The 22,240-nt window shown below is 66.1% G+C and carries 19 protein-coding genes and 1 pseudogene; 8 read left to right on the forward strand and 12 right to left on the reverse strand.

The features are described from left to right. From ACQR1F_RS03955 to ACQR1F_RS03970, 4 genes are all read left to right on the forward strand, one after another. Window positions 1-1,038, forward strand: a complete 1,038-nt coding sequence (locus ACQR1F_RS03955; protein WP_316238918.1) for a branched-chain amino acid ABC transporter permease — start codon at window positions 1-3, stop codon at window positions 1,036-1,038. Beyond that, window positions 1,035-1,781: an ABC transporter ATP-binding protein gene (locus ACQR1F_RS03960; RefSeq protein WP_434912551.1), complete on the forward strand. Its 747-nt coding sequence runs from the start codon at window positions 1,035-1,037 to the stop codon at window positions 1,779-1,781. Before ACQR1F_RS03955 ends, ACQR1F_RS03960 begins: the two co-directional genes overlap by 4 nt. Then, window positions 1,781-2,497: an ABC transporter ATP-binding protein gene (locus tag ACQR1F_RS03965; RefSeq protein WP_315803545.1), complete on the forward strand. Its 717-nt coding sequence runs from the start codon at window positions 1,781-1,783 to the stop codon at window positions 2,495-2,497. Before ACQR1F_RS03960 ends, ACQR1F_RS03965 begins: the two co-directional genes overlap by 1 nt. A gap of 443 nt (window positions 2,498-2,940) precedes the next feature. Further along, window positions 2,941-4,059 (forward strand): cobalamin-independent methionine synthase II family protein, encoded by a 1,119-nt coding sequence (locus ACQR1F_RS03970; protein ID WP_315803544.1) that lies wholly within the window; start codon window positions 2,941-2,943, stop codon window positions 4,057-4,059. 56 nt (window positions 4,060-4,115) lie between these two features. On the opposite strand, the gene ACQR1F_RS03975 is transcribed toward ACQR1F_RS03970, so the two are convergent. The 4 genes from ACQR1F_RS03975 to ACQR1F_RS03990 form a co-directional block, all read right to left on the reverse strand. Then, entirely contained in the window at window positions 4,116-5,246 is a 1,131-nt protein-coding gene (locus tag ACQR1F_RS03975; RefSeq protein WP_434912552.1) for an acyltransferase family protein, read from the reverse strand. A gap of 83 nt (window positions 5,247-5,329) precedes the next feature. Next, window positions 5,330-6,022, reverse strand: coding sequence for an SGNH/GDSL hydrolase family protein (locus ACQR1F_RS03980; RefSeq protein ID WP_316238915.1), 693 nt, complete (start codon window positions 6,020-6,022; stop codon window positions 5,330-5,332). Window positions 6,023-6,079: 57 nt separating this feature from the next. Continuing rightward, window positions 6,080-6,457, reverse strand: a complete 378-nt coding sequence (locus tag ACQR1F_RS03985; protein ID WP_316238914.1) for a DUF2147 domain-containing protein — start codon at window positions 6,455-6,457, stop codon at window positions 6,080-6,082. Window positions 6,458-6,638: 181 nt separating this feature from the next. Further along, window positions 6,639-8,306 carry a caspase family protein gene (locus tag ACQR1F_RS03990; protein WP_434837794.1) on the reverse strand — a complete coding sequence of 556 codons (1,668 nt, stop codon included), beginning with the start codon at window positions 8,304-8,306 and terminating at the stop codon, window positions 6,639-6,641. A gap of 154 nt (window positions 8,307-8,460) precedes the next feature. Between ACQR1F_RS03990 and ACQR1F_RS03995 the strand changes: the two genes are divergently transcribed. From ACQR1F_RS03995 to ahcY, 3 genes are all read left to right on the forward strand, one after another. Further along, window positions 8,461-9,810, forward strand: a complete 1,350-nt coding sequence (locus ACQR1F_RS03995; protein WP_172112675.1) for a hypothetical protein — start codon at window positions 8,461-8,463, stop codon at window positions 9,808-9,810. A 99-nt stretch (window positions 9,811-9,909) separates the two neighbouring features. After that, the gene (gene metK / locus ACQR1F_RS04000) at window positions 9,910-11,106 is read left to right on the forward strand and encodes a methionine adenosyltransferase (RefSeq protein WP_315803538.1); all 1,197 of its coding nucleotides are present in this window, start codon (window positions 9,910-9,912) and stop codon (window positions 11,104-11,106) included. A gap of 227 nt (window positions 11,107-11,333) precedes the next feature. Further along, the gene (gene ahcY, locus ACQR1F_RS04005) at window positions 11,334-12,746 is read left to right on the forward strand and encodes an adenosylhomocysteinase (RefSeq protein WP_315803537.1); all 1,413 of its coding nucleotides are present in this window, start codon (window positions 11,334-11,336) and stop codon (window positions 12,744-12,746) included. Between the two features lie 369 nt (window positions 12,747-13,115). Here ahcY and ACQR1F_RS04010 read toward each other — a convergent pair whose 3' ends face one another. From ACQR1F_RS04010 to ACQR1F_RS04030, 5 genes are all read right to left on the reverse strand, one after another. Next, window positions 13,116-14,138, reverse strand: a complete 1,023-nt coding sequence (locus ACQR1F_RS04010; protein ID WP_315803536.1) for a hypothetical protein — start codon at window positions 14,136-14,138, stop codon at window positions 13,116-13,118. 173 nt (window positions 14,139-14,311) lie between these two features. Then, window positions 14,312-14,920: a cytochrome b/b6 domain-containing protein gene (locus ACQR1F_RS04015; RefSeq protein ID WP_315803535.1), complete on the reverse strand. Its 609-nt coding sequence runs from the start codon at window positions 14,918-14,920 to the stop codon at window positions 14,312-14,314. A 47-nt stretch (window positions 14,921-14,967) separates the two neighbouring features. After that, entirely contained in the window at window positions 14,968-15,246 is a 279-nt protein-coding gene (locus tag ACQR1F_RS04020) for a PepSY domain-containing protein (RefSeq protein WP_315768752.1), read from the reverse strand. A gap of 267 nt (window positions 15,247-15,513) precedes the next feature. Further along, complete coding sequence (locus ACQR1F_RS04025) at window positions 15,514-17,964, reverse strand: TonB-dependent receptor (RefSeq protein WP_434912553.1); 2,451 nt, start codon at window positions 17,962-17,964, stop codon at window positions 15,514-15,516. A 229-nt stretch (window positions 17,965-18,193) separates the two neighbouring features. Beyond that, window positions 18,194-18,574 carry a hypothetical protein gene (locus ACQR1F_RS04030; protein ID WP_315803533.1) on the reverse strand — a complete coding sequence of 127 codons (381 nt, stop codon included), beginning with the start codon at window positions 18,572-18,574 and terminating at the stop codon, window positions 18,194-18,196. 462 nt (window positions 18,575-19,036) lie between these two features. Here ACQR1F_RS04030 and ACQR1F_RS04035 point away from each other — a divergent pair, with 462 nt between their 5' ends. Beyond that, window positions 19,037-19,522 carry an AAA family ATPase gene (locus ACQR1F_RS04035; protein WP_315803532.1) on the forward strand — a complete coding sequence of 162 codons (486 nt, stop codon included), beginning with the start codon at window positions 19,037-19,039 and terminating at the stop codon, window positions 19,520-19,522. A 112-nt stretch (window positions 19,523-19,634) separates the two neighbouring features. On the opposite strand, the gene ACQR1F_RS04040 is transcribed toward ACQR1F_RS04035, so the two are convergent. From ACQR1F_RS04040 to ACQR1F_RS04050, 3 genes and pseudogenes are all read right to left on the reverse strand, one after another. After that, a complete protein-coding gene (locus ACQR1F_RS04040) occupies window positions 19,635-20,351 on the reverse strand; it encodes a DUF6881 domain-containing protein (protein ID WP_315803531.1) in 717 nt (238 codons plus the stop codon). 180 nt (window positions 20,352-20,531) lie between these two features. Continuing rightward, window positions 20,532-21,256: pseudogene (locus ACQR1F_RS04045) on the reverse strand (alanyl-tRNA editing protein). Between the two features lie 175 nt (window positions 21,257-21,431). Then, complete coding sequence (locus ACQR1F_RS04050; RefSeq protein ID WP_315803529.1) at window positions 21,432-22,157, reverse strand: hypothetical protein; 726 nt, start codon at window positions 22,155-22,157, stop codon at window positions 21,432-21,434. Window positions 22,158-22,240: the final 83 nt, after the last annotated feature.

Below are 22,240 nucleotides of genomic sequence, written 5' to 3' on the forward strand. Positions count from 1 at the left end.
ATGACCACGAACGCACAAACCGAGGTCGGATTTCACGCCAGGCAGCACGGCCGCTGGCACTGGAGCGAGTTCGCCTTCTGGATCGTCGTGCTGGCGGTTGGCCTCGCGTTTCCCTCGCGCTACCTGATCATGACCGAGATCCTGCGGCTGGCGCTGTTCGCGCTGTCGCTCGACCTGATCCTCGGCTATGCTGGCATCGTCTCGCTCGGCCACGCCGCCTTCTTCGGCGTCGGCGCCTATTGCGCGGGCCTGCTCTCGGTGCACGGCATCATCAACGAGCCGGTGTTGGCGCTGATCGTGGCCGGCCTCACCGCCACCGTGCTTGGCTTCGCCACCAGCTTCCTGGTCATCCGCGGCGTCGACCTGACGCGGCTGATGGTGACGCTCGGCATCGCGCTGTTGATGGAGGCGCTGGCGGAGCGCTTCTCCAACATCACCGGCGGTACCGACGGTCTCCAGGGCATCGACATCCAGCCGATCTTCGGCGTGTTCGCCTTCGACATGTTCGGCAAGACCGGGTTCTTCTATGCGCTCGCGGTGCTGTTCGTGCTGTTCCTGCTGGCGCGGACAATCGTGCATTCCCCCTTCGGTCTGTCGCTGCGCGCGATCAAGAACAATCCGTTGCGCGCCGCCGCCGTCGGCATTCCCGTCAACAAGCGCCTGATCGCGATCTACACCGTCGGCGCGTTCTACGCCGGCATTGCCGGGGCGCTGTTCACCCAGACCACGGCGCTGGCCTCGCTCGACGTGTTCTCGTTCGAGCGCTCCGCCGACCTCGTGCTGATGCTGGTCATCGGCGGATCCGGCTATCTCTATGGCGGGCTGATCGGCGCCGCCGTGTTCCGGATGCTGCAGGAGCTGTTCCAGTGGATCACGCCGCAATACTGGATGTTCTGGATCGGCCTCGTGCTCGTCGTCATCGTTCTGGTCGGCCGCCATCGCATCCACGCCTATGCGCTGTGGCTGCCCAATCTCATCCTTCGGCAGATCGCCGGCCGCAAGGCCGCGGTGGCCCTCACCGATAACGAGGCGCCATGACCTACGCATTGGAAACCCGCGGCCTCGACAAGCATTTTGGCGGCCTCCATGTCACCCGCAATCTGTCGCTGCAGATCGCGCCGGGCGCGCGCCATGCGCTGATCGGGCCGAACGGCGCCGGCAAGACCACGGTCATCAATCAGCTCACCGGCGTGCTCGAGCCGAGCGGGGGGCGCATCCTGCTCGAGGGCCAGGAGATCACCGACCTGCCCGTGCACAAGCGCGTGCTGCGCGGCCTGTCGCGCACCTTCCAGATCAACCAGCTCTATCCGGACCTCACGCCGCTGGAGACGATCGGGCTCGCGGTCTCCGAGCGACTCGGCGGCGGCGGCAACTGGTGGCGGCGCATGGGCACGCGCGACGACATCAATGCCGAGATCGCCGAGACCTTGGAACGCTTCCGGCTACTCGACGTGATGAACGATCGCACCTCGACCTTGCCCTATGGCAAGCAGCGCCTGCTGGAGATCGCGGTCGCGATCGCCGCGCGCCCGCGCGTTCTGCTCCTCGACGAGCCCGCCGCCGGCGTGCCCGAGGGCGAGCGCAAGGATATTCTCGCCGCCGTCGCGGCGCTGCCGCGCGACGTGACGGTGCTCTTGATCGAGCACGACATGGATCTCGTCTTCTCCTTCGCCGACCGCATCTCGGTTCTCGTCTCCGGCGCGCTGCTGGTCGAGGGCGCGCCCGACGAGGTCGCGCGCGATCCGCAGGTCAAGGCCGTCTATCTCGGCGAGGCCGCGTGATGACCGATCTGCTGACAATCGAGAACCTGCGCGCCGGCTACGGCCAGGCGGTCGTGCTGCCGGACATGTCGCTGAAGCTGCCCGAGGGGCAGGTGCTGGCGCTGCTCGGCCGCAACGGCACCGGCAAGACCACGCTGATCAACTCCATCGTCGGAGTCACCCGCCGCTTCTCCGGCAAGCTCGCGTTGGCCGGCACCGACATCACGGCTCTTCGCGCCGACCAGCGCGCCCGCGCCGGCATCGGCTGGGTGCCGCAGGAGCGCAACATCTTCCGCTCGCTCACGGTGGAGGAGAACATGACCGCGGTGGCGCAGCCCGGACCCTGGACGGTCGAGCGCGTCTACCAGATGTTTCCGCGGCTCAAGGAGCGGCGCAACAATTTCGGCAACCAGCTTTCCGGCGGCGAGCAGCAGATGCTGGCGATCGGCCGCGCGCTGACGCTCAATCCCAAGGTGCTGCTGCTGGATGAGCCGACCGAAGGCCTCGCGCCGATCATCGTCGAGGAGCTGCTGGCTGCGATCGGCACCATTAGCCGCGCCGGCGGGCTGTGCTCCATCATCGTCGAGCAGCACGCGCAGAAGCTGCTGGCGCTGGCCGACCGTGTCGTGATCCTGGAGCGCGGCACCATCGTGCACGATGCGCCGTCGAGCGCCTTGAAGGCCGATCCGGCGCCCCTGGAGCGGCATCTCGGCGTCGCGAGCGCCGCCGCGCACTGACCTGATCGATAGGCTTGAACGCGACGAGCCGAAGCGTCATCATTGGTTGCGGGGACAGCGTGGCTCGCGCAATCGACCGAGGTCGCGCGGAAGGTCTGGCGGTATGGCGCGGCCGTCGTCAACATCGGTATGCAGAATCCAGTTGTGACGCCCTGGCGGCCGGAGCCTCGTTATCCCGAGGGCGCTTTGCCTGGAGACGGATTTGATGGGGTCACCTCAAGATTGCCCATCGAACGCGGTCGGAATTGGCCAGACCACCGCACCTGGCATGGATCGCGCCGTGCCTCTCCACGATCTCTCTTCGACAGAATTGTATACCGACCGGATACGGGGTAGGGGATGGACCCAGTCCATCACGCTTTGCCCAGGTGACCAGCCAGGACAGATCGCGGCCGGTCCAACAACCCTATCCAACGAATCGACGCCTTCCAAGGAGTGAGCACATGCAACGCACCAAGCCCCCATTCCGCGCCGACGAAGTCGGCAGCCTCTTGCGGCCGCAGAAGATCAAGGAAGCCCGCGCCAAGCTCGAGAAGGGCGAGATCTCGGCGGCCGACCTCGCAAAGATCGAGGACATGGAGATCGAGAAGGTCGTGCATCGCCAGGCCTCGACCGGCCTGAAGCTTGCGACCGACGGCGAGTTCCGCCGCTCCTGGTGGCATTTCGACTTCCTCGCCAAGCTGACCGGCTGCGAGCTGTTTCACCCGGACGCCGGTATTCAGTTCACCGGCGTGCAGACCCGTCATGACGCGGTGCGCGTTATCGGCAAGCTCGACTTCCCGGCCGATCATCCGATGCTCGACCATTTCCGCTTCCTGAAGAAGCACGCCGATACGGCGCATGTGACGGCGAAGATGACGATCCCGTCGCCGGCCGTGCTGCACTTCCGAGGCGGCCGCAAATCGATCTCCAAGGACGTCTATCCCGATCTCGACGCCTTCTACGAGGATCTCGGCAAGACCTACCGCAAGGCCGTGAAGGCGTTCTACGACGCCGGCTGCCGCTATCTGCAGTTCGACGACACCGTGTGGGCCTATCTGTGCTCGCAGGACGAGCTGAAGAAGGCGCGCGAGCGCGGCGACAATCCCGACGGCCTGCAGCAGATCTATTCGCGCATCATCAACTACGCGATCGCCGAGCGTCCCGCCGACATGACCATCACCACCCATGTCTGCCGCGGCAATTTCCGCTCGACGTGGATCTCCTCGGGCGGCTACGAGCCGGTTGCGGAGACCATGCTCGCCAATACCAACTACGACGGCTATTTCCTGGAATATGACAGCGAGCGTGCCGGCGGCTTCGAGCCCCTGCGCTTCCTGCCCAAGGGCAACAAGGTCGTCGTCGTCGGTCTCGTCACCTCGAAGGTCGGCGAGCTCGAGAAGAAGGACGACATCAAGCGCCGCCTGGAAGAGGCCTCGAAGTTCGCCCCGCTCGACCAGCTCGCGCTGTCGCCTCAATGCGGCTTCGCCTCCACCGAGGAAGGCAACATCCTGAGCGAGGAAGAGCAGTGGGCCAAGCTGCGCCTCTGCGTCGAGCTCGCCGAGGAGATCTGGGGGAAGTAATTCAGGCAATCAATGCAGCGCCCGCCTGCGACAGCAGGCGTCGCTGTGATGATTGATCAGTGGTGCGGGAGCGGGGCCGGAGCAATCCGCCCCGCTTCGTTTTTGCGCAGCAGCGCGCGGCGGATCAGTCGCTGGGCGGGGGCCTCGAAGCCGGCATAAGTGAGATATGCCGCCGTCAGGGTCAGTCCCATGAAGCCGATCCAGAACAGCTGGCTGCCGTACGGGATCGGTTGGCCCCAGGACGCGAATGCCAGCGCGATCATGAGCTGGATCGGGAAGTGCAGCAGGTAGCACGAATAGGTCATGTTGCCCGCGGCCTGCAGCAGATCTTCGACACGCTTGGGCAGTGTCAGCGGGGTTGTGCAGACGAACAACAGGAGCGGTGTGTAGACGAGCAGGAGCGCTGCCGCGCGCTCGGCGAGCGCGATGCCTGACACCCGCAGCGCCAAGGGAATGCCGACGACGGCGCAGGCGGCGAGCGCCTCCAGTTTTGGCCGGTACGGGGCATCGGCAACGCTCTGCCGCGCCATCGCGGCGAGGCCACCAGCATAGAAGAACACGAAACATTTTCCGACCAGCGTCCCGCTCGCGATCCCGGCCAGGATCATCGCCAGGTTCAACAGCGGCGATGCGGTGACGAAACGCAGCGCCAGGAAGAACGCGGCATAGACCAGCACCTCGATCGAGACCGACCAGATCGGGCCGTTGAAGCTGACCCCGGTCGGCGGCAGCCAGTCTCTCGCCATGAAAAGCTGGGCGACGAAATGAGCGAGATCGTTGCTCTGGTAGACGAAGAAGAAGCCGTGCTGCGCGACATAGAGGGCCTGCAGCCCCGCGACCAGCAGCAGCGTTGCGAGATGCAGCGGATAGAGCCGCGACAGCCGGTTGACGAAGAAGGTCCAGCCGTCGACCGCGCCATCCGGGACGAGCGCGCTGTACTTCCAGAAGAAGATGAACCCGGAGATGCACCAGAAGATCACCACGCCGTATTCGCCGAGCTCGTAGAACGGGAACAGCACGCGGTAGAATGGCAATTCGCTTCGGACGAGATCGACCGGCGCGTCGGCGACGTAGGCGAAGTGCGGATAGTGCCACAACAGCACCGAGATCGTGGCGATGAAACGCAGCAGCTCGAGCCCGAGCAGCTTGTGAGTCCCAGACGATGTCGATGTGTGAGGCAGGGCCATGCGGTGATCGTTAACCGTCTCGACGGGATGTGCGCCCAATCCTAGCCGGCGCGAAGTGAAGGAATGTTTTCGCAGCCTGCGGATCAGCGGCAGGCGAGCTCGGTTCCTTGCAGGATCGCCTGGTCCCAGGACCGATAGCCCGTGGCATTCAGATGGATGCCTTCGAGCGTGAACGGCGATTCCATCGGCGGCAGGGGCAGGAAGGTCGCGCCGGTGCGCCTTGCGAGGTCCGGCAGCACGGCGCGATAGCCGGTGATGCTCGCCGTGGCGGCCTTCTCCATGGCCGGCGTGAATGGCCCGCGCGCCTCGACGGAGGGAAACTCGGCGATGAAGATGCGCGTGGTGAGCTTTGACAGCTCGCGCAGCAGGGCCTCGTAGCGCGCAGCGAAGACCTCGCTGGAGTCGGGCTTGGCGGCCAGCGCGTCGTTCACGCCGAGCGAGACGATGATCGCGAACGGCCGTTTCGGCCCGAGTGCGGGCTTCAGCCAGCCGGCGAGATCGCTGCGCGTCCCGGCGCCGGCGAGACCGGCGTTGACGACCGGATGCCCGCAGGCGTTGGCCGGCAGCGTCGCCGCCTCGACGATGCTGTCACCGAGCACGATGATCGGGTCATCGGGGCGAGCCAGCAGATTGTAGTGGACGACGAGCTGGCGGACCATGCGGTGGTCGCTGCCGGACGGTGTCGCCGAGCGGCGTGCCAGCACGAACGTCGCGGCTGCCGCGGTGATCACCGCAAACAGCACGAATCCCAGCCGCGCCTGCGTTTTCGCTGCCATATGGACGATCGATGCCCTGATGTGACCCGACCGTAGGATGAATTCGCAAACGGAGCTCTAATTCGTCCGCGTCCAGGTCGAGGAACGGCAGATGACGCCGCCGAAGGCGCAGCCGGCCGTGGTCAGCGTGCCGCCGGACAGGGTCATCTTGGCATCGTAGGTCTTGCCGTCGTCGGGATTGCTGTAGCTGCCGGCCCAGGCGTTGGGTCCGGTCGGCTTCATGCCGGAGAACAGCCGCTGGCCGACCTTGGCGGGGGTAACCGTGCCTTCCTTGATCCAGACCAGCGTGCCGCAGATGGCGCCGCCGCAGGGCGCGAATCTGACCTTGGAGGCGCCGCTTTCGCGCAGCCAGACGCCGCTGACATCGTCGGCGAGCGCCGGGCCTGCCGCCAGCACGAGCGACACACCTAGTCCGACAACGAAACGACCGATCATGCGAGCCTCCCTCATCCTTCGAGACGAACTTGTTGCTAGCGGATCGTGTCGGCGATGCGGCGGGCCGACGGCGACACGCTTGGTCTCCATTGTTCAGAAAGGATATCAGGATTCGGGCGTGCCGCACCTGTCTCGCGGGCTGTGATGGTCGGGCTGTGGCAGTGCCTGCCCAGCCGCAGGTTTATCTCGCCGCCAGATAGACTTCGCCAAGCAGCGAGGAATTCGACCACGGCACCTGCCGGTTCTTGGTGCCGGCCACGACCTCGGCGCGTACGCGCGTCAGCATCTGCTGCACCTCGAGCCCGGGCGTGCCGATGTGGCGGGTCAGCGCCGCCGAGAACGGGCTGTTGTCGCCGTCGCCGTCGAGCGCGACCTTGCCCGGCGCGGTCGCGAACGCGATCAGCGTGCCGGCCCCGGACGTCGCGCCGGCACCGAGCGACGATGGTGCGGCCAGCCCGCTGGCGCTGAGACCCCGGCCGGGTCCGGCGCTTGCGGTCTCCGGCGGCGCGAACGGATTGTTGCGGCAGGCATCGAGGATCAGGATGTTGGTGCGGACCTGGTCGTCGAGCCCGGCCAGGATCTGGTCCATGTCGACCATTGCCGTGACCACATCGCTGCCCGCGGACGGTGCGATGTCGGTGGGCAGGAGATAGTTGCGGCCGTCGATCTGCACGCCGTGGCCGGCATAGAACACGACGGCCACCTGCGCCCGCGTCGCCTCGCGCAGGAAGTCGCGCGTCTTGGCCTGCATCGCCGCGCGGTCGAGATCGATGCCCTCGGTCACCGTGAAGCCGATGTCGCGCAGGCTCCTGGCGATTGCTCGCGCATCGCGCGGCGGATTGGGCAGTGGCTGCACGTGAGCGTAGGCCCCGTTGCCGATGACCAGCGCCATGCGCTGCCCCGTCGGCGCCGCTGCGGCCGAGGAGGGGGCCGTGGATTCCGGCTGCGGCTGGGGGCGCACCACCGCCTCCGACAGCAGCGACAGACGCACCCTGGCGGTGGCCTGGTTGGCCTTGCTGCCGGCATCGGATGCGGTCGGCGTCAGCGCCGCGGCGTAATCCGCCTTGGCCGCGTCGAACTCGCCCTTGGCCTCATAGGCCAGCGCACGATGCACATGGGCAGCGATGACGACGCTGCCCGGCGGCGTCATCACGTTGGCCGGCGGATTCTGCGCGAGCCGGACCGCCTCCGAAGCGTCGGCGACGGCGCGGTCGAGATGGCCCTTGGCGCGCCAGATCACACTGCGGTTGATCAGCGGCGAGGCCAGCGCCGGATCGAGCCGGATCGCCTCGTTGATGTCGCCAAGCGCGCCGTCGAGGTCGCCCGTCGCTTCCTTGGAGATGCCGCGATTCTGCCAGGACAGCGCGGATTTCGGCATCAGCCTGATCGCCTGGTCGTAGTCGGCGATCGCCTTGGCGTAGTCGCCGGTGCCGCGATGGGCGTTGCCGCGGTTGTGGAAGAGCGTGCCGCTCGGCGCGCCGCTCTTGATGGCGTCGTTGAAGTCGGCGATCGCGATCTCGTACTCGCCTTTGTCGTAGTAGGCCGAGCCGCGCAGATTGTAGATCGCCTGCGCCGGTGCCAGCCGCAGCGCCTCGGTGGCATCGGCGATCACGTGGGTGTAGTCGCCCTTCTTGTTCCAGCCGACCGCGCGCCAGAAATAGATCGTCGCCAGCTGGCTGCCGGAAAACACCTTCAGCGCGATGATCTTGTTGCAGGCGGCGATCATCTGGTCCGCAGGCGTCGTCTCGGTGGTGCAGAGCGGGCCGAGCTGGGACTTCGACTGGGCGAGGCCGGGAGACGTCCAGAGGGCAGCCAGCAGCGGTATCGGCAGCAGGAGGGAGCGGCGCATCGGCACGGACCGTGGGGACGAGAGGCAGGAACCTATCCGGTTTGTTGCGTCCGGAAGGGTCCGGGTTCAGGCTCTTTCCAATGGTGGGCAGATGGTGCTAGGAGGTTGGGCCAAGGGCGCGCTGCCCACTTGCATTTCCCACCCGTCGGACCGAATGAAGAACGACCAGCTGCTCGCCCAGATCACGGAGTTCTGCCGCCAGTCGGACATGGCGGAATCGACGTTCGGCCGGCGGGCCGTGAACGACGGCAAGCTCGTGCAGCGGCTGCGCGAGGGCAAGCGCATCACCATCGATACGCTGGACCGCATCCAGGCCTATATCGCGGCTTCCACCGGCACGCTGCCGCCGCCGCGGCTCGACGTCGTGCCGGAGAAGCGCGATCCCAAGAGCAATTTCCGCTTCTTCGAGAACCGCCAGAAATACCTGCTGTTCGTGCACACCTGCAGCGAGAAGCGGGTGGTGGCCGAGCGTGTCGGCCTCGAGCTCGCCAGCATCCATCCGCGGCCGCCGGCGCTGCGGCTGTTCGACGCCGGCGTCGGCGACGGCACCGTGCTGTCGAAGGTGCTGCGCACCATGCACGGCCGTTTTCCGCACATTCCGTTCTATGTCGCCGGCAAGGAGCTGAGCCTCGAGGACGTTCGGCTGACACTGGAGAAGGTGCCGGACCGGCTGTTCGAGCATCCGGCCAGCGTGTTCGTGTTCACCAACATGAACTATGCCGAGGCGCCCTGGCTGACGCCGGCGTCGCCTTCGGTCGCGGCGTCGATGATCTGGCACGAGGTCGTGCTGCAGGGCGATTCGTCCGGGGATTTCGAGGCCCAGATCACCGCGCTGAAGCCGTTTCTGGAGCAGAACTGGCGCGCCAACGTCTCCCAGCGCACCGGCATGCCGGTCTATGAACGGCCGATCGCGCTGGTGCTGTACCGCGAGGACCACCGCTTTCTGCTCGACGGCATCATCCCGCGGGCCGGACGGGTCGAGGCCAATTTCGACCTGATCATCGCCTCCCAGCCCTACCGTGCCCGGTCCTCGGTCAATTTTCGCGCCAAGCGCATCATCGCACCGCTGGCGCGTGCCTTAAAGCCGGGCGGCCGGCTGATCGGAATCCACTCCCACGGCCAGGATCCCGGCCTGGACATCATCCAGGCGGTCTGGCCCGGAGAAAATCCTTTCTCGGTCAGCCGCCATGAGCTATTGCGCGCCGTGAAATACGAGCTGGGCTCCAGTGGGCGAGACTTAAATTTTAACGCCTATGCGGACAATCGCTCGATTTTCAGGTATGAGATGGAGGCTCTGCCCAACGAGGTCACCGGTGCGATCGGAACCTCGACGGCCTTTGCAGCCTGGAACGCGGCGGTGTATGTCGCGCAGATCGAGGAAGACCGCCTGACCGAGGTGGCCCACTCGTCTCGTGCGCTCGACGCCGCCAGAGAGGTTCTGCGAAAGCACAACGGGCTGTGGTTCTACGACGAGTCCTACGTCATCTCGCGGCGTCGCGACTGACATCCTGGGATCAGGACAGTTGGGATCAAGAGACTTGGGATCGAGAGACTTGGGATCAATACAAATGACCGCCGTGGGCGGCAAAGAAGGGGTTGCTTGATGCGCGCGTCTTATCTGTTCACCTCGGAGTCGGTGTCCGAGGGCCATCCGGACAAGGTCTGCGACCGTATTTCCGACGAGATCGTCGACCTGTTCTACCGTGAAGGGCCGAAGGCCGGCATCGACCCCTGGCAGATCCGCGCCGCCTGCGAGACGCTTGCCACCACCAACAAGGTCGTGATCGCCGGCGAGACCCGCGGCCCGGCCTCGGTCACCAACGAGCACATCGAGCACGTCGTGCGCGAAGCCATCAAGGACATCGGCTACGAGCAGGAAGGTTTTCACTGGAAGACCTGCGACATCGAGATCCTGCTGCATCCGCAGTCGGCCGACATCGCCCAGGGCGTCGACGCGCTGCAGCCCGGCGAAGTCAAGGAAGAGGGTGCCGGCGACCAGGGCATCATGTTCGGCTACGCCTGCAACGAAACGCCCGATCTGATGCCGGCGCCGATCTTCTACGCCCACAAGATCCTGCGCCTGATCTCCGAAGCCCGCCACTCCGGCGTCGAGAAGGTGCTCGGCCCGGACTCCAAGAGCCAGGTCACCGTGCGCTATGAGAACGGCAAGCCGGTCGGCGTGCGCGAGATCGTCGTCTCGCATCAGCATCTGGTCGAGGACATGACCTCGGCGCAGGTGCGCGAGCGCGTCGAGCCCTACGTCCGCGAGGCGCTTCCGAAGGACTGGATCACCAAGGACACGATCTGGCACATCAACCCGACCGGCAAGTTCTTCATCGGCGGCCCCGATGGCGACACCGGCCTGACCGGCCGCAAGATCATCGTCGACACCTATGGCGGCGCGGCTCCGCATGGCGGCGGCGCGTTCTCCGGCAAGGATCCGACCAAGGTCGACCGCTCGGCGGCCTATGCTGCGCGCTACCTCGCCAAGAACATCGTGGCCGCTGGTCTGGCTGATCGCTGCACGCTGCAGCTCGCTTACGCGATCGGCGTGGCGCGGCCGCTGTCGATCTACATCGACACCCACGGCACGGGTAAGGTTTCCGAGGACAAGCTGGAGAAGGCGGCGGCCGAGGTCATGAACCTCACCCCGCGCGGCATCCGCTCGCATCTCGACCTCAACCGCCCGATCTACGCGCGCACCGCGGCCTACGGTCATTTCGGCCGCACGCCGGACAACGAGGGCGGCTTCTCCTGGGAGAAGACCGACCTCGCCGAGGCGTTCAAGCGCGCGGTGTAAGCATTGCCGGCGCTTGCCGCCTGAATGTTCGAGGCGTCATGGCCGGGCTTGTCCCGCCTGCGCGGCCGAAGCCGCTTCGGCGAGGCGGAGGCCCGGCCATCCACGTCTTGAGTTGAGGTGACTGATACGACTGACGACGTGGATGCCCGGCACGAGGCCGGGCATGACGAACCATTGCTGTTCGATTTGCTGAATGTCGCGTTCGCGCGAAGACAGAGGATGATCTCATGACCGCCTTCAACGACTACATCGTCAAGGACATTTCGCTCGCCGAGTTCGGCCGCAAGGAGATCTCGCTCGCTGAGACCGAGATGCCCGGCCTGATGGCGACGCGCGAGGAGTATGGCCCGAAGCAGCCGCTGAAGGGCGCGCGCATCGCAGGCTCGCTGCACATGACCATCCAGACCGCGGTCCTGATCGAGACGCTGAAGGCGCTCGGCGCCGACATCCGCTGGGTCTCCTGCAACATCTATTCGACCCAGGACCACGCGGCCGCCGCGATCGCCGCCGCCGGCATTCCGGTGTTCGCCGTCAAGGGCGAGACGCTGGTCGACTACTGGGACTACACCGCAAAACTGTTCGACTGGCATGGCGGCGGCCATCCCAACATGATCCTCGATGACGGCGGCGACGCCACCATGTACGTCCATCTCGGCCTGCGCGCCGAGAACGGCGATGCGGCGTTCCTCGACAAGCCGGCCTCCGAGGAAGAGGAGGTGTTCTTCGCGCTTCTGAAGAAGCAGCTCAAGGAGAAGCCGAAGGGCTACTTCGCCGAGATCGCCAAGTCGATCAAGGGCGTCTCGGAGGAGACCACCACGGGCGTGCATCGCCTGTACGACATGCAGAAGGCCGGCACCTTGCTGTGGCCCGCGATCAACGTCAACGACAGCGTCACCAAGTCGAAGTTCGACAACCTCTATGGCTGCCGCGAGTCGCTGGTCGACGGCATCCGCCGCGGCACCGACGTGATGATGTCGGGCAAGGTCGCGATGGTCGCGGGCTTCGGCGACGTCGGCAAGGGCTCGGCCGCCTCGCTGCGCCAGGCCGGCTGCCGCGTCATGGTCTCCGAGATCGACCCGATCTGCGCTCTGCAGGCGGCGATGGAGGGCTATGAGGTCGTCACGATGGAGGACGCCGCGCCGCGCGCCGACATCTTCGTGACCGCCACCGGCAACAAGGACATCATCACCATCGAGCACATGCGCGCGATGAAGGATCGCGCCATCGTCTGCAACATCGGCCATTTCGACAACGAGATCCAGGTCGCCTCGCTGAAGAACCTGAAGTGGACCAACATCAAGCCGCAGGTCGACGAGATCACCTTCCCCGACGGCAAGCGCATGATCCTGCTGTCCGAAGGCCGCCTCGTGAACCTCGGCAATGCGATGGGCCACCCGTCCTTCGTGATGTCGGCGTCCTTCACCAACCAGACCCTGGCGCAGATCGAGCTTTACGCCAACAACAAGGACGGCAAGTACAAGAAGGAAGTCTACGTGCTGCCGAAGTCGCTGGACGAGAAGGTGGCGATGCTGCATCTCGCCAAGATCGGCGTGACCCTTACCAAGCTGCGTCCCGACCAGGCTTCGTATATCGGCGTCAAGCCGGAAGGCCCATTCAAGTCGGACCACTACCGCTACTGAGTTCCGGCGCGACGCGCGGCGAGACGACGAAGGCCGGGGCATTGCCCCGGCCTTTTTTGTTTTGATCGCGAAGTAACTATCAAACTCAATCGTAGCGATTGAGGATGACAAGTCGAGTGCGATGCCCATGAATGCGCCCTCTCCCCTTGTGGGAGAGGGCAAGGTGGTGACTGCCACAAATCTGTTTGGGTGAGGGGTAATGCCTCCACGAGCAACGCTCGCGGAGAGAGACCCCTCACCCGACCGCGTGCGTGGATGGTTCGGAGATGCCCTCTCCCACAAGGGGAGAGGGCGCTGCATCGCTCACCGCACTGAAGGATGTCGTCAAGTCCGTGGTTTAGCTACACGCGTAGCAATCTACGCTTGCAATCACCCCGTCCGCCGCGACGCCAGCGCCGACGCGCGGACCGCCTTCGCGCGCTTGGCCGCGTGATGCTCCGGTCGCGCGGCGATCCGCTTGCGCTTCTTCGTCTCCGCTGCCGCCACCTTCACGGCCGGCGCGCGATGCTTGGCATATTCCTCGCCGTCGACCGGGCCGACATGCGGCGGGTCGCGGTCGAGATAGGGCCGGCCGATGCCGAACGTCTTGCCGTTGGCGTCGACCCATTTCCACAGCGCCTCGGTCGCGATCCAGCGCTGCGCGCGCGTCGCGCCGTTGACGCTGACGATGTCAGCCGCGAGTCCATGGCCGTAGCCGCCGCGCAGGCTGCCGCCGTGATAGGAGCGGTTGCTGGCGGCCTTCAGCCCGCTCGCGATCTCCTGCCGATAATCGTCGCGGAATCCGCTGGTGATGCCCGGCGCGAGACCCGCGGCCTCGGCGGCGTGCAGGGTATGAAACAGCTTCAGCTTGAAGCCGCGGTCCATGCCGCCGATCACATACTCCATCATGCTGCGGCCGACGCGGTCGGCCGCCTTCGGATCCTTCCAGGTGAAGTCATTGTCGACGAGCTTGGTGAACGCGCGCGTCACCTTCACCATGCGGCCCTTGCGCTTGACCGTGACGACGCGGCGCTCGGTCTCCCGGATCTTGTCGAGCTTCGGCGCGCGCTCATACAGCGCGAACAGATAGCGGTCGATGCAGGCATCGATGTCGGGGCACTCGTCGAGGATCTCGATGCGGTCGGCGCTGGCGACGGTGGGCCGGGGCGGTTCGGTTGCCGCGTCGGGCGCGGCCTGTTCGTCCGCGGGCAGGACGGCCGATGGGGTGATCGACGCGGTCGTCAGCGCAGGCTCGGCTGCGGTCGGCTGCGGCGACGTCGCGATCGGCTCCGCGACGATGGGCGGCGTCGCCGCCTCGATCTCGGCGGCAGCCGCGGGCCAAGCCGCCGCACAAGCTACCAGGACAACGGACCGACACAACGCACGCGTCAGAAGCTGCTGCGAGCTCATCATCCGGTCTCCCCAAAATCCGAGCCCCTGCTGGTGAGGGGCGGTCAGGTATCCGATACCTGCGATTGTTCGGCGCTTGGCGGCGAGGTGCAACAACACGACGCCCGTGGCGAGCGGCTTTTGCGGGAACTGTGACATCAGCGCAACGGTGCGCGATTGTGAGTTCCGTGTGTCGCTTATGAGTCGACTCTTGTGCTGGACTGCTGCCCACGCTGCATCGTTCGCCGCAGCAGCTTGCGTCCGGTCAGCATGGCGCGGGCGAGATTCTCGTGCTGCAGGCGGCTCACCAGCACGACGCCGGCGACATGCAGCACCACCAGCGGGATCAGCAGATAGGACGTCACCTCGTGGGTGTCCTCGACCCACCAGATGCCGAAGAACCGCACGGTCACCTGCATCGCGCCGGTCACCGCGGAGACGATCAGCAGCAGCAGCAGTGCGAGCTGCATCGCCGTGCCGGCGGGATTCAGCCCGAGATAGCGCCCGGTCCTGCCGCGCCGCAGATTCCACAGGTAGGCCGGCGTCGCGCGCAGCCGGGCACGGAGACTGCGGAAGCGCGAATGGCGCGTACCGATGATGCCCCAGATCAGGCGAAAGGCGAGCAGGCCGAGGATCGCGTAGCCCGCAATCCGGTGCAGCCCGTCGTGGACGTTCGGCGTCACCCAGGCGATGAGCACCAGCACGGCCAGCATCCAGTGCCACAGCCGCAGCGGCAGGTCCCAGACCTGCACGGTGTCGGCGGTGTCCTGGCGTTTCAGGCTGGCTCTGGGGGCTGTGCCGTGCATGGCTCTCACGTCACGTCGTTCAGCACGCTGGACGACGCTTGCGCCAACTACTTGGCGATCGTGTGCTTCAGGCTGAGATCCTCGGGGCTGTAGAACAGCTCATACAGCTTGCCGCCCTTGACGCCGTAGACCTCGTAGCAGGAGCCCTCGACCTTCGAGCGGCGCACCTCGTAGCCCGCTTCCTTGGCCTTGGCTTCCGCCTCGGCCGCCGGCTTCCACTGGGCCTTGTCGAGCTTGGTGCAGTCCTTGTAGCCGTCGGCCAGAGCCGGCGAGATGGCGAAGCCGGCGAGTGCGGCACCGAGCACGGCGGCGATGGTCAGTCTCATCAATCCCTCCAATGAGCAAATTCAAATACGATGCATCGTGGGATCAGTGGAGACGGCAACCGCCCCGATGTGTCAACGGAGCGGCGGCTGGAATCGCTCTTAGAGCTTTTCCAAGTTCGTGAGGGTCGCGATTTCGGCCGAGAATCGCAGATGGCGCGATGCGCGACGTTACGTCTCGCTCGTGCCGCCCGTCGCGACGCTGTGGGCTGGCGTCCGCTCTCGCCCTGTCCCGGGCGGCGGGACAGGGCAGGGCTGCGAATGCCGGCGTCAGAATTCCAGGTTCGCCCCCAGATAGAACGAACGTCCGGGACCGGGAACGGCGGTGCCCCACATCGTCGCAGTGCCCGATACGCCGCCGCCGGTGGCAGCGACGGTCCCGGCCTCCTTGTTGAACGACATTGATGCGCCCTCGCCGACATAGGCGCCGCCGAGCGGCAGGTAGTAGAGCTTGTTGAACAGGTTCTCGACGCCGAAGCTGATGCGCAGCTTCTGCCAGATGTAGTTGCTGCGCAGGTTGACCAGGCTGTAGCCCGGGGTCTTCAGCTCGTTGCGCGCGACGGAGACGTCGGACTTGCGGCCCACCATCACCAGCTCGAGGCCGCTGTCCCAGCCGTCGAGCCGGTGCGTGAGCGTCAGCTTGCCGTTGATCGGCATGATGTTGTAGAGGCCGCTTCCGGTGTCGAGGTTCCTGCCGTTGGTGTAGCTCAGGACTCCCTTCAGGCCGAAATCGCCGACCGGCGTGCTGCCCAGCGGCACCTTGCCGGACAGATCGAAGCCGTACAGCCGTGCCGGCTGGTTCATGTACTTCATGATCACGAACTGGTTGGCGACGGCAGGCACGGCAGCGGTGTTGGTGGCGGCCTTCCACTGCACCGCATCGATGTAGTCGCGCACATGGGTGTAGTAGGGGGTGAGCCGAAGCTCGGCCTCATGGTCGGCGCTGTGCCAGGCGCCGGTGAAGCTCACGGTATGGGCGACCTCGGGTCTCAGATCGGGGTTTCCGAGATAGCCGTTGCCGTCGCCGACGAAGTTGTTCATCTCCAGCGCCATGGTGTTGCGCGACCAGGAATAGCGTTCGTACAGATTTGGCGACCGGGTCTTCTGCATCGCGCCGAACTCGAAGGTGAGATGAACGCTCGGCGTGTTCCGGAACAGCGCCGTCAGGTCGATATTGTTGTCCTTTCGCGAGCGATCCATGGCGTTGAACGCCGCGCGGGAGCCGACCGAGCTCGTCTCGTACATGCCCGACATGAATCCCGATGTCAGCGGCGTGGTGCTGGTGTTGTAGCCGACGACCGGTCCGGTGTCGGTCTCGACGCGCTCGAACCGGACGCCCAGCAGCGACAGCCAGGACGGGCTCCACTTCGCCTCCCACTCGCTGAACACGCCGACCCGGTCGCGCTTGCCGCCGTTGATGTTCCAGAACGTCAGCGGCGCCATGCCGCCGATGCAGTTGCCGACGCCGCAATCGGGGGCCGGCGGCCACCAGTCGTCGAGACGGTAGGTCTGCAGATCGACGCCGACGCGGACCACGTCGCGGGGCGACAGCGTGATGTCGGCCTTGGAGGTCAGGCCGTTGGTTTTGGTGCGCGTATACATCGGCATGCCGTTGACCGGATAGCTTGCTCCCGTCGTGTTCGGCGACTTCAGCGTGCCATACGAGAACAGCCGATCACCGCCGAAGTTCATGTAGTGATCGACGGACTGGTGGTAGAGGCGGGTGTCCAGATCGCCCCAGTCGAACCGGCCGAGATGGTGCAGGTTGACGCTGTAGGCATCGTTGCCCAGCATGTCCATGCGCTGGTTCGGGTAGAGCTGATAGGGGACCTCCTGCACCCCCGCCTTCAGCTCGATGAGCTGGCCGTCCTTGCTCCAGGCGACGCCCATCAGATGATTCCTGGTCTCGTAGGCGGATGAGCCGACCTGATCGAGGGGGAGCACCGGCGTGATCGAGCTCCTCAGGGTGAAGTTCTTGAAGTTGCCGCCGGCCGTATAGTTGTCTGCCTTGACCGCAGCGCCGCTGTAGCTGACGCTGTAGTTCTCGGTGGCCATGGTGGCCGACAGGTTGACGCCGCGCACGTTGCCGTTGCTGCGGTAGAACGTGCCGATGCTGCCTTTGGTCAGCAGGCTCTGCCCCGGCGCCGCGAACAGGGCCGCCGGCGAGTTGACCGCGACGGTGCCGCCGATCGAGTCGCCGCCGACGCTCACGGGCGTGATGCCCGCCCAGACCTTGGCCGCGGCGACCTGGGCCGGATCGATGTAGGACAGCGCCGGGTTCATGTGATTGGGACACGAGGCGATGGTGTCCATGCCGTCGACCTTGATGCGCAGGCGGTCGTCGGCGAGGCCATGGATCGCTGGCAGGCTCGAGACTCCGCCGGCCGAATAGAGGCTGACGCCGGGCACATCGGCAAATAGCGCAGCCGTGTCGTTCGTGGTGGCCCGCTTCGCCAGGAAGTCACCCGGCGCAACCGAAGTGGCGCCGGGTGGCGCGGCGATGCCGTCGGATGAGGCCGCCTGCCGCGGTGGCGCAGCTGCCGGATTGATCGTCGCCGCATGTGCGCCCCTGCGGCGGACTGCCGTTCGGGCGGCCGGGCGGGGCTGTGGGACAGTGACCGTCACCTGCGGCAGCGTGGTGCCGGAGCGAGCCTGCGATGGGTCCTGCGCGAGTGCGGGGCTCGAAAGAGCGAATGCCAGCAGCGCGGGCGATGTGAGCACGGTGGTTGAGCGGAGCAACCGCCGCCGGACGGGTGTCGAACAATGGTCCATGATGGGATCTCGGAATAGGAATGGGAGAGGCGCCTGGCGGCGAGCGCGCCGTGGCCTCGTGAACATGTCGCGACGAGGCGGCTGCGGGCACGCTGCGGCGGCCGCCGGACGGCAGCCTACAGCGCGCGCCGACGAGACCGGCCGCATCGTGACGGGATGAGACGTCTGGAGTGTCGGCCTAGACGGCCGCCGGTGGTCCGCGAGCGACCGGCAGTTCGAGCGCAGGCCGGGGTGCCGCAACGAGGTCGGTCCGCTCGATCAGGATCGCCACGACCATCGGCATCGGCCGCGCCACGGCGGGTACGTGCGGGACGGTGACGCCGCGCCCGAGCGCGCAGAACGGACAGCTCGCGCATTGCTTGGCCGCAGTGCCGATGTCGTCCGACGACGGCGCGTCGGCGGAGCTCTGACAGATGATGGCGACGGCGTCGGGAGCCGCAACCGCAGCGCTCATCGCGGAGAGCGCCAGCGCGGACTGGAAGATCAGGGCCCATGCCGCAAACCAGACGAGAGCGCCGCCGAGCCGCGACAGCGCTGCGCGCCGCCGCGCTGAGCGCATGCGCGCCTCACGTCGTCCTGATGCGATGCCTTGTCGTTGACGCCCCTGACGAGCCACCGGCTGACGCTCCCGTCCCTTGGAATGACCTACAGGAGCGGGCATCGCATTGGCAATGGAGTATGTGGGATGTCGTCTTCTCCCGTCACGGTGGATCAATTCGGCAACATTGAAGTGGCTTCAACTCAGTCGTGAACCGCAGCGTGCGTGACATGCAGGCGGTTGCGTCCTGCGAGTCAAACTCAATCGCGGCGCGGTTTCGAGCAACCGATGAGGCCCAGCCTGGACGCCGTCGCGAATAACTGTCAAATATATCCTCATGACCTTCCGCATTCACGTCGCAGGCGCTGCACTGAGCAGCCGAATTACCGACCCGGCCTGATCCGTCGGGCCGGGCGCTTTGCCTGTGAGAACTGCCTGTGAATGCTCTTGGCGCCCGAAGCGGCGCCGTATGCGAGGTCGTCCATGTCTTCTCATCCTGCCACGCTGCACCTCGTGTGCGGCAAGATCGCTGCGGGCAAATCGACGCTCACTGCCGCGCTAGGCCGGCGCACAGGCACCATCGTGATCGCCGAGGACGACTGGCTGGCGCGGCTCTATCCCGGCGAGCAGAGCACCCTGGCCGACTACGTGCGCAATTCATCACGGCTGCGCAGCGTGATGGGGCCGCACGTCGTTGCGCTGTTGCGGGCCGGCGTTTCCGTCGTGCTCGACTTTCCCGCCAACACGCCGGCGAGCCGCGCCTGGATGCGCGGCCTGTTCGAAGCAGCCGGCGCGCCGCACCAGCTGCATCATCTCGACGTGCCCGACGAGGTCTGCAAGGCGCGGCTGCGCGCGCGCAACGCGGAAGGCCGCCACGCCTTCACGGTGACCGACGAGGAGTTCGATCTGTTCACGAGCTACTTCGTGGCGCCGACGGCGGACGAAGGGTTCAACGTGATCGTACATTAGCTGGAAACCTGAGACAGTTGCGTGGCCCGGATGAGCACAGCGACATCCGGGCTACGGGCTGCGGCGGGCCTGCAAATCAGGGGCTTTGGCGACACGCGCGACGTCCGCGACGTTACGTCTCGCTCGTCACTTGGAAGCCCAGAGCGACCCGCCAGGCCGCTTCAAATTCGGAAGCCGAGATATTGCGCGCGGAAAATCCGCTGAGATCATTGATCTCGGAAATGGACGGAATCGCGCCTTCCGGCATCATGTCGCGCCAGTTCGCCTGGGCGTAGCTGCAAGTCTCAAACCGGCCGCCGGGATACTTCCTGATCCATCTGATCGGATAACGATCCCGATCGAGCTCGCCATAGCACTCGATTTCGATATCGCCGTCCGGGGGATTGATTGTGTGCATGTAGCTATCGGGCGGCCCGACGGACGGCGGTGGTGGTAGGGTGCGGAGATGGTTTATGAAGTCGAGCGCGGCTTGCTGGCTTTCGGGCGGCGCGATCCAGCTCGTGTCCTGTTCCGTCAAGCTCAGCGCCGCGAGGAGTTCGGCGAGCAAGATTGCGACCCCATGTGTGGCGAGCTCAGCGCCATCGATGAAGGCCGTCGGTCCCGTCTCGCCGAGATGCTCGACCGCATGGCGAAGCTCCATCAGAAGAACAGTGCGCCCCGACCCGAGCCTGAGGAGCACGCCTGAGGCGTCGCCGAGTCCGTCCTCCTGCCAAGTCTCCGCCGTCCAGCCATGGCTTGCCGCGAGCTCGGTCAGCGGCCGTCTCACTTTCACGATGGCCATGTCGATGTTCGGAAAGCGATAGTCGAAGATCTGTTCAACGCGCGGCATTGGCTGATCCGGTCCCTACGCAGCTGCTTACGCTCACAAGAGATCTAACGGGCTTCTGTCAACGTGTACCCGTCATGCTGGCTCCGTCCCAAGCGTCAGCCTGCTTCCTCGACATCGAATGGCGCTGATGATCGGGACGAATCGCGGCGAAGCGGAGCTGACCATCCGGGCTGCGGGCTGCTATGCTTGGCCGAGCCCAATCCTGAACCTTCGGTTCTGCCGTCCCTTGTTATCCACCTTGAGGATGCGGATGCGCCGCGCCTGCGCCGTCGAGACCAGATGCGTGCCGCCGCAGGCCTGGCGGTCGAGGCCGTCGATGTCGACGATGCGGATCAGGCCGTCGGCCTGGCGCGGCGGGGCGACCGACTTGGCGCGAAACAGTCCCGCGGTCGCCTGCGCGTCGTCATAGGGCATGTCGAAGGCGCGTACCGGGCGATCGTCCGAGATCGCCGCGTTGACCGCGTCCTCCACCGCGCGCAGCTGCTCCGGCGCCACCTTGGGCAGGTCGAAGTCGACGCTGAACTCGTCGGTCTCGGTCATGCGGACGCCGGTCAGCAGCGCGCCGTCGAACAGGGTGTAGACGGCGCTGTTGACGAGATGCGCCACCGTGTGCTGCTCGCTCATGCGCTGCCGGAACGCCGGATCGACGCGCAGCTCGATCGCCCCGTCCGGGATGGCGTCATCACCGATCAGGTGCCAGATGCCGTCGGCTCGAACCCGGTGACGACGCGGACGATCCCGTTCCACGCGATCGTGCCGCGGTCCGGCAACTGGCCGCCGCCGCCGGGATAGAATGGCGAGCGCGCCACCAGCACCGCGCCGGGGCGCGCGTCGAGCGCGGTGATGTCGAGCTCCAGCACGTCGGGACGATCGACAGCGAAAGGGCGGGGCAGGAAGTCGGTCATGCAGAACGGCTCGCAATCGCATAGCTCGGATGAGCGGAGCGACGTCCGGGTTCATCGAGACGGCGCGTGAGGCCCCGCATATGGCTGCGCTCATGCGGGCCACGAAACTACGACGATACGCAGTATCGCCGCGCTGCGCAAATGGCCCTTCCTGTCTCGGCCGCAGCGCCGGGTCTCAACGGCATGCGGCCACCGTGAACCACGCCATGCGAAACGCGCCATCGCCCAGGCGCAGGCACACGGTGTCGCCCGGCTGCAACCTTTCGTACAGCGCCTGCGCAACATGTGCATCGGTGGCTCTCGCGAACGGGCCCCACGGCTCGAGCGTCACCTGATGTGTGGCGAGCCGGCTGTGGCCGAGATGCTTGGCGAGCACGCGGCTGCGCAGCAGCGCCGGCGCCGAGCGGTCGAGTGCGGTGTTGAACTGGCCAAGCGCCCCGAACGCATAGGCGGCGACGAACAGAGCGGCGAGCAGCAGCCGCCAGCCGCGGCGGCGGAGTTGGGTTTCGAACCGCGCGGCGACGATGAGAAAAATGATCGCGACCGCGGCCGCGAAGGCCGTCAGCGGCAGCCAGCTGACGAGATTGACGTCCGACAGCGTGCGCGCGGCGAGCGTGCCGGCCGCCACGATGCAACCGGTGCCGAGATTGGCGCCGTAGCCGGAGCCGAGGCCGATGCGGAACCGCCCGGGAAAGCGCAAGGTGAGGACGAGCGCCAGCAGCGGAATGACGGTGACGACCGCGATCAGCTGGCCGGCCGGAAAGCTCGGGAAGAGCGACCAGGCTGCGAGCCCGATTGCGAACAGCGAGAAGCCCAGGGCGATGCGCTGTGACGGCGCGCCACTGCCGTCCCGGCTGTCGCCGTCGCCGGGCCTGTCGTCGCGCGGGTGGGGAGCGTTCATCGCCAGATCCGTATCGAGGGTGGTCTCCCGCTGATAGCGGAGGAGGGTTGACCGACGACGAATGCGCCGGCGATTTGACAGCG

The organism is Bradyrhizobium sp. HKCCYLS3013, assembly GCF_051167615.1.
In the GTDB taxonomy this organism is placed as follows: Bacteria; Pseudomonadota; Alphaproteobacteria; order Rhizobiales; family Xanthobacteraceae; genus Bradyrhizobium.

What these genes read in the sequence shown, in the direction of transcription:
- ACQR1F_RS03955 (WP_316238918.1), top strand. Translation starts at nt 1, where the DNA reads ATGACCACGAACGCACAAACCGAGGTCGGATTTCACGCCAGGCAGCAC.
- ACQR1F_RS03960 (WP_434912551.1), top strand. Translation starts at nt 1,035, where the DNA reads ATGACCTACGCATTGGAAACCCGCGGCCTCGACAAGCATTTTGGCGGC.
- ACQR1F_RS03965 (WP_315803545.1), top strand. Translation starts at nt 1,781, where the DNA reads ATGACCGATCTGCTGACAATCGAGAACCTGCGCGCCGGCTACGGCCAG.
- ACQR1F_RS03970 (WP_315803544.1), top strand. Translation starts at nt 2,941, where the DNA reads ATGCAACGCACCAAGCCCCCATTCCGCGCCGACGAAGTCGGCAGCCTC.
- ACQR1F_RS03975 (WP_434912552.1), bottom strand. Translation starts at nt 5,246, where the DNA reads ATGGCCCTGCCTCACACATCGACATCGTCTGGGACTCACAAGCTGCTC.
- ACQR1F_RS03980 (WP_316238915.1), bottom strand. Translation starts at nt 6,022, where the DNA reads ATGGCAGCGAAAACGCAGGCGCGGCTGGGATTCGTGCTGTTTGCGGTG.
- ACQR1F_RS03985 (WP_316238914.1), bottom strand. Translation starts at nt 6,457, where the DNA reads ATGATCGGTCGTTTCGTTGTCGGACTAGGTGTGTCGCTCGTGCTGGCG.
- ACQR1F_RS03990 (WP_434837794.1), bottom strand. Translation starts at nt 8,306, where the DNA reads ATGCGCCGCTCCCTCCTGCTGCCGATACCGCTGCTGGCTGCCCTCTGG.
- ACQR1F_RS03995 (WP_172112675.1), top strand. Translation starts at nt 8,461, where the DNA reads ATGAAGAACGACCAGCTGCTCGCCCAGATCACGGAGTTCTGCCGCCAG.
- metK (WP_315803538.1), top strand. Translation starts at nt 9,910, where the DNA reads ATGCGCGCGTCTTATCTGTTCACCTCGGAGTCGGTGTCCGAGGGCCAT.
- ahcY (WP_315803537.1), top strand. Translation starts at nt 11,334, where the DNA reads ATGACCGCCTTCAACGACTACATCGTCAAGGACATTTCGCTCGCCGAG.
- ACQR1F_RS04010 (WP_315803536.1), bottom strand. Translation starts at nt 14,138, where the DNA reads ATGATGAGCTCGCAGCAGCTTCTGACGCGTGCGTTGTGTCGGTCCGTT.
- ACQR1F_RS04015 (WP_315803535.1), bottom strand. Translation starts at nt 14,920, where the DNA reads ATGCACGGCACAGCCCCCAGAGCCAGCCTGAAACGCCAGGACACCGCC.
- ACQR1F_RS04020 (WP_315768752.1), bottom strand. Translation starts at nt 15,246, where the DNA reads ATGAGACTGACCATCGCCGCCGTGCTCGGTGCCGCACTCGCCGGCTTC.
- ACQR1F_RS04030 (WP_315803533.1), bottom strand. Translation starts at nt 18,574, where the DNA reads ATGCGCTCAGCGCGGCGGCGCGCAGCGCTGTCGCGGCTCGGCGGCGCT.
- ACQR1F_RS04035 (WP_315803532.1), top strand. Translation starts at nt 19,037, where the DNA reads ATGTCTTCTCATCCTGCCACGCTGCACCTCGTGTGCGGCAAGATCGCT.
- ACQR1F_RS04040 (WP_315803531.1), bottom strand. Translation starts at nt 20,351, where the DNA reads ATGCCGCGCGTTGAACAGATCTTCGACTATCGCTTTCCGAACATCGAC.
- ACQR1F_RS04050 (WP_315803529.1), bottom strand. Translation starts at nt 22,157, where the DNA reads ATGAACGCTCCCCACCCGCGCGACGACAGGCCCGGCGACGGCGACAGC.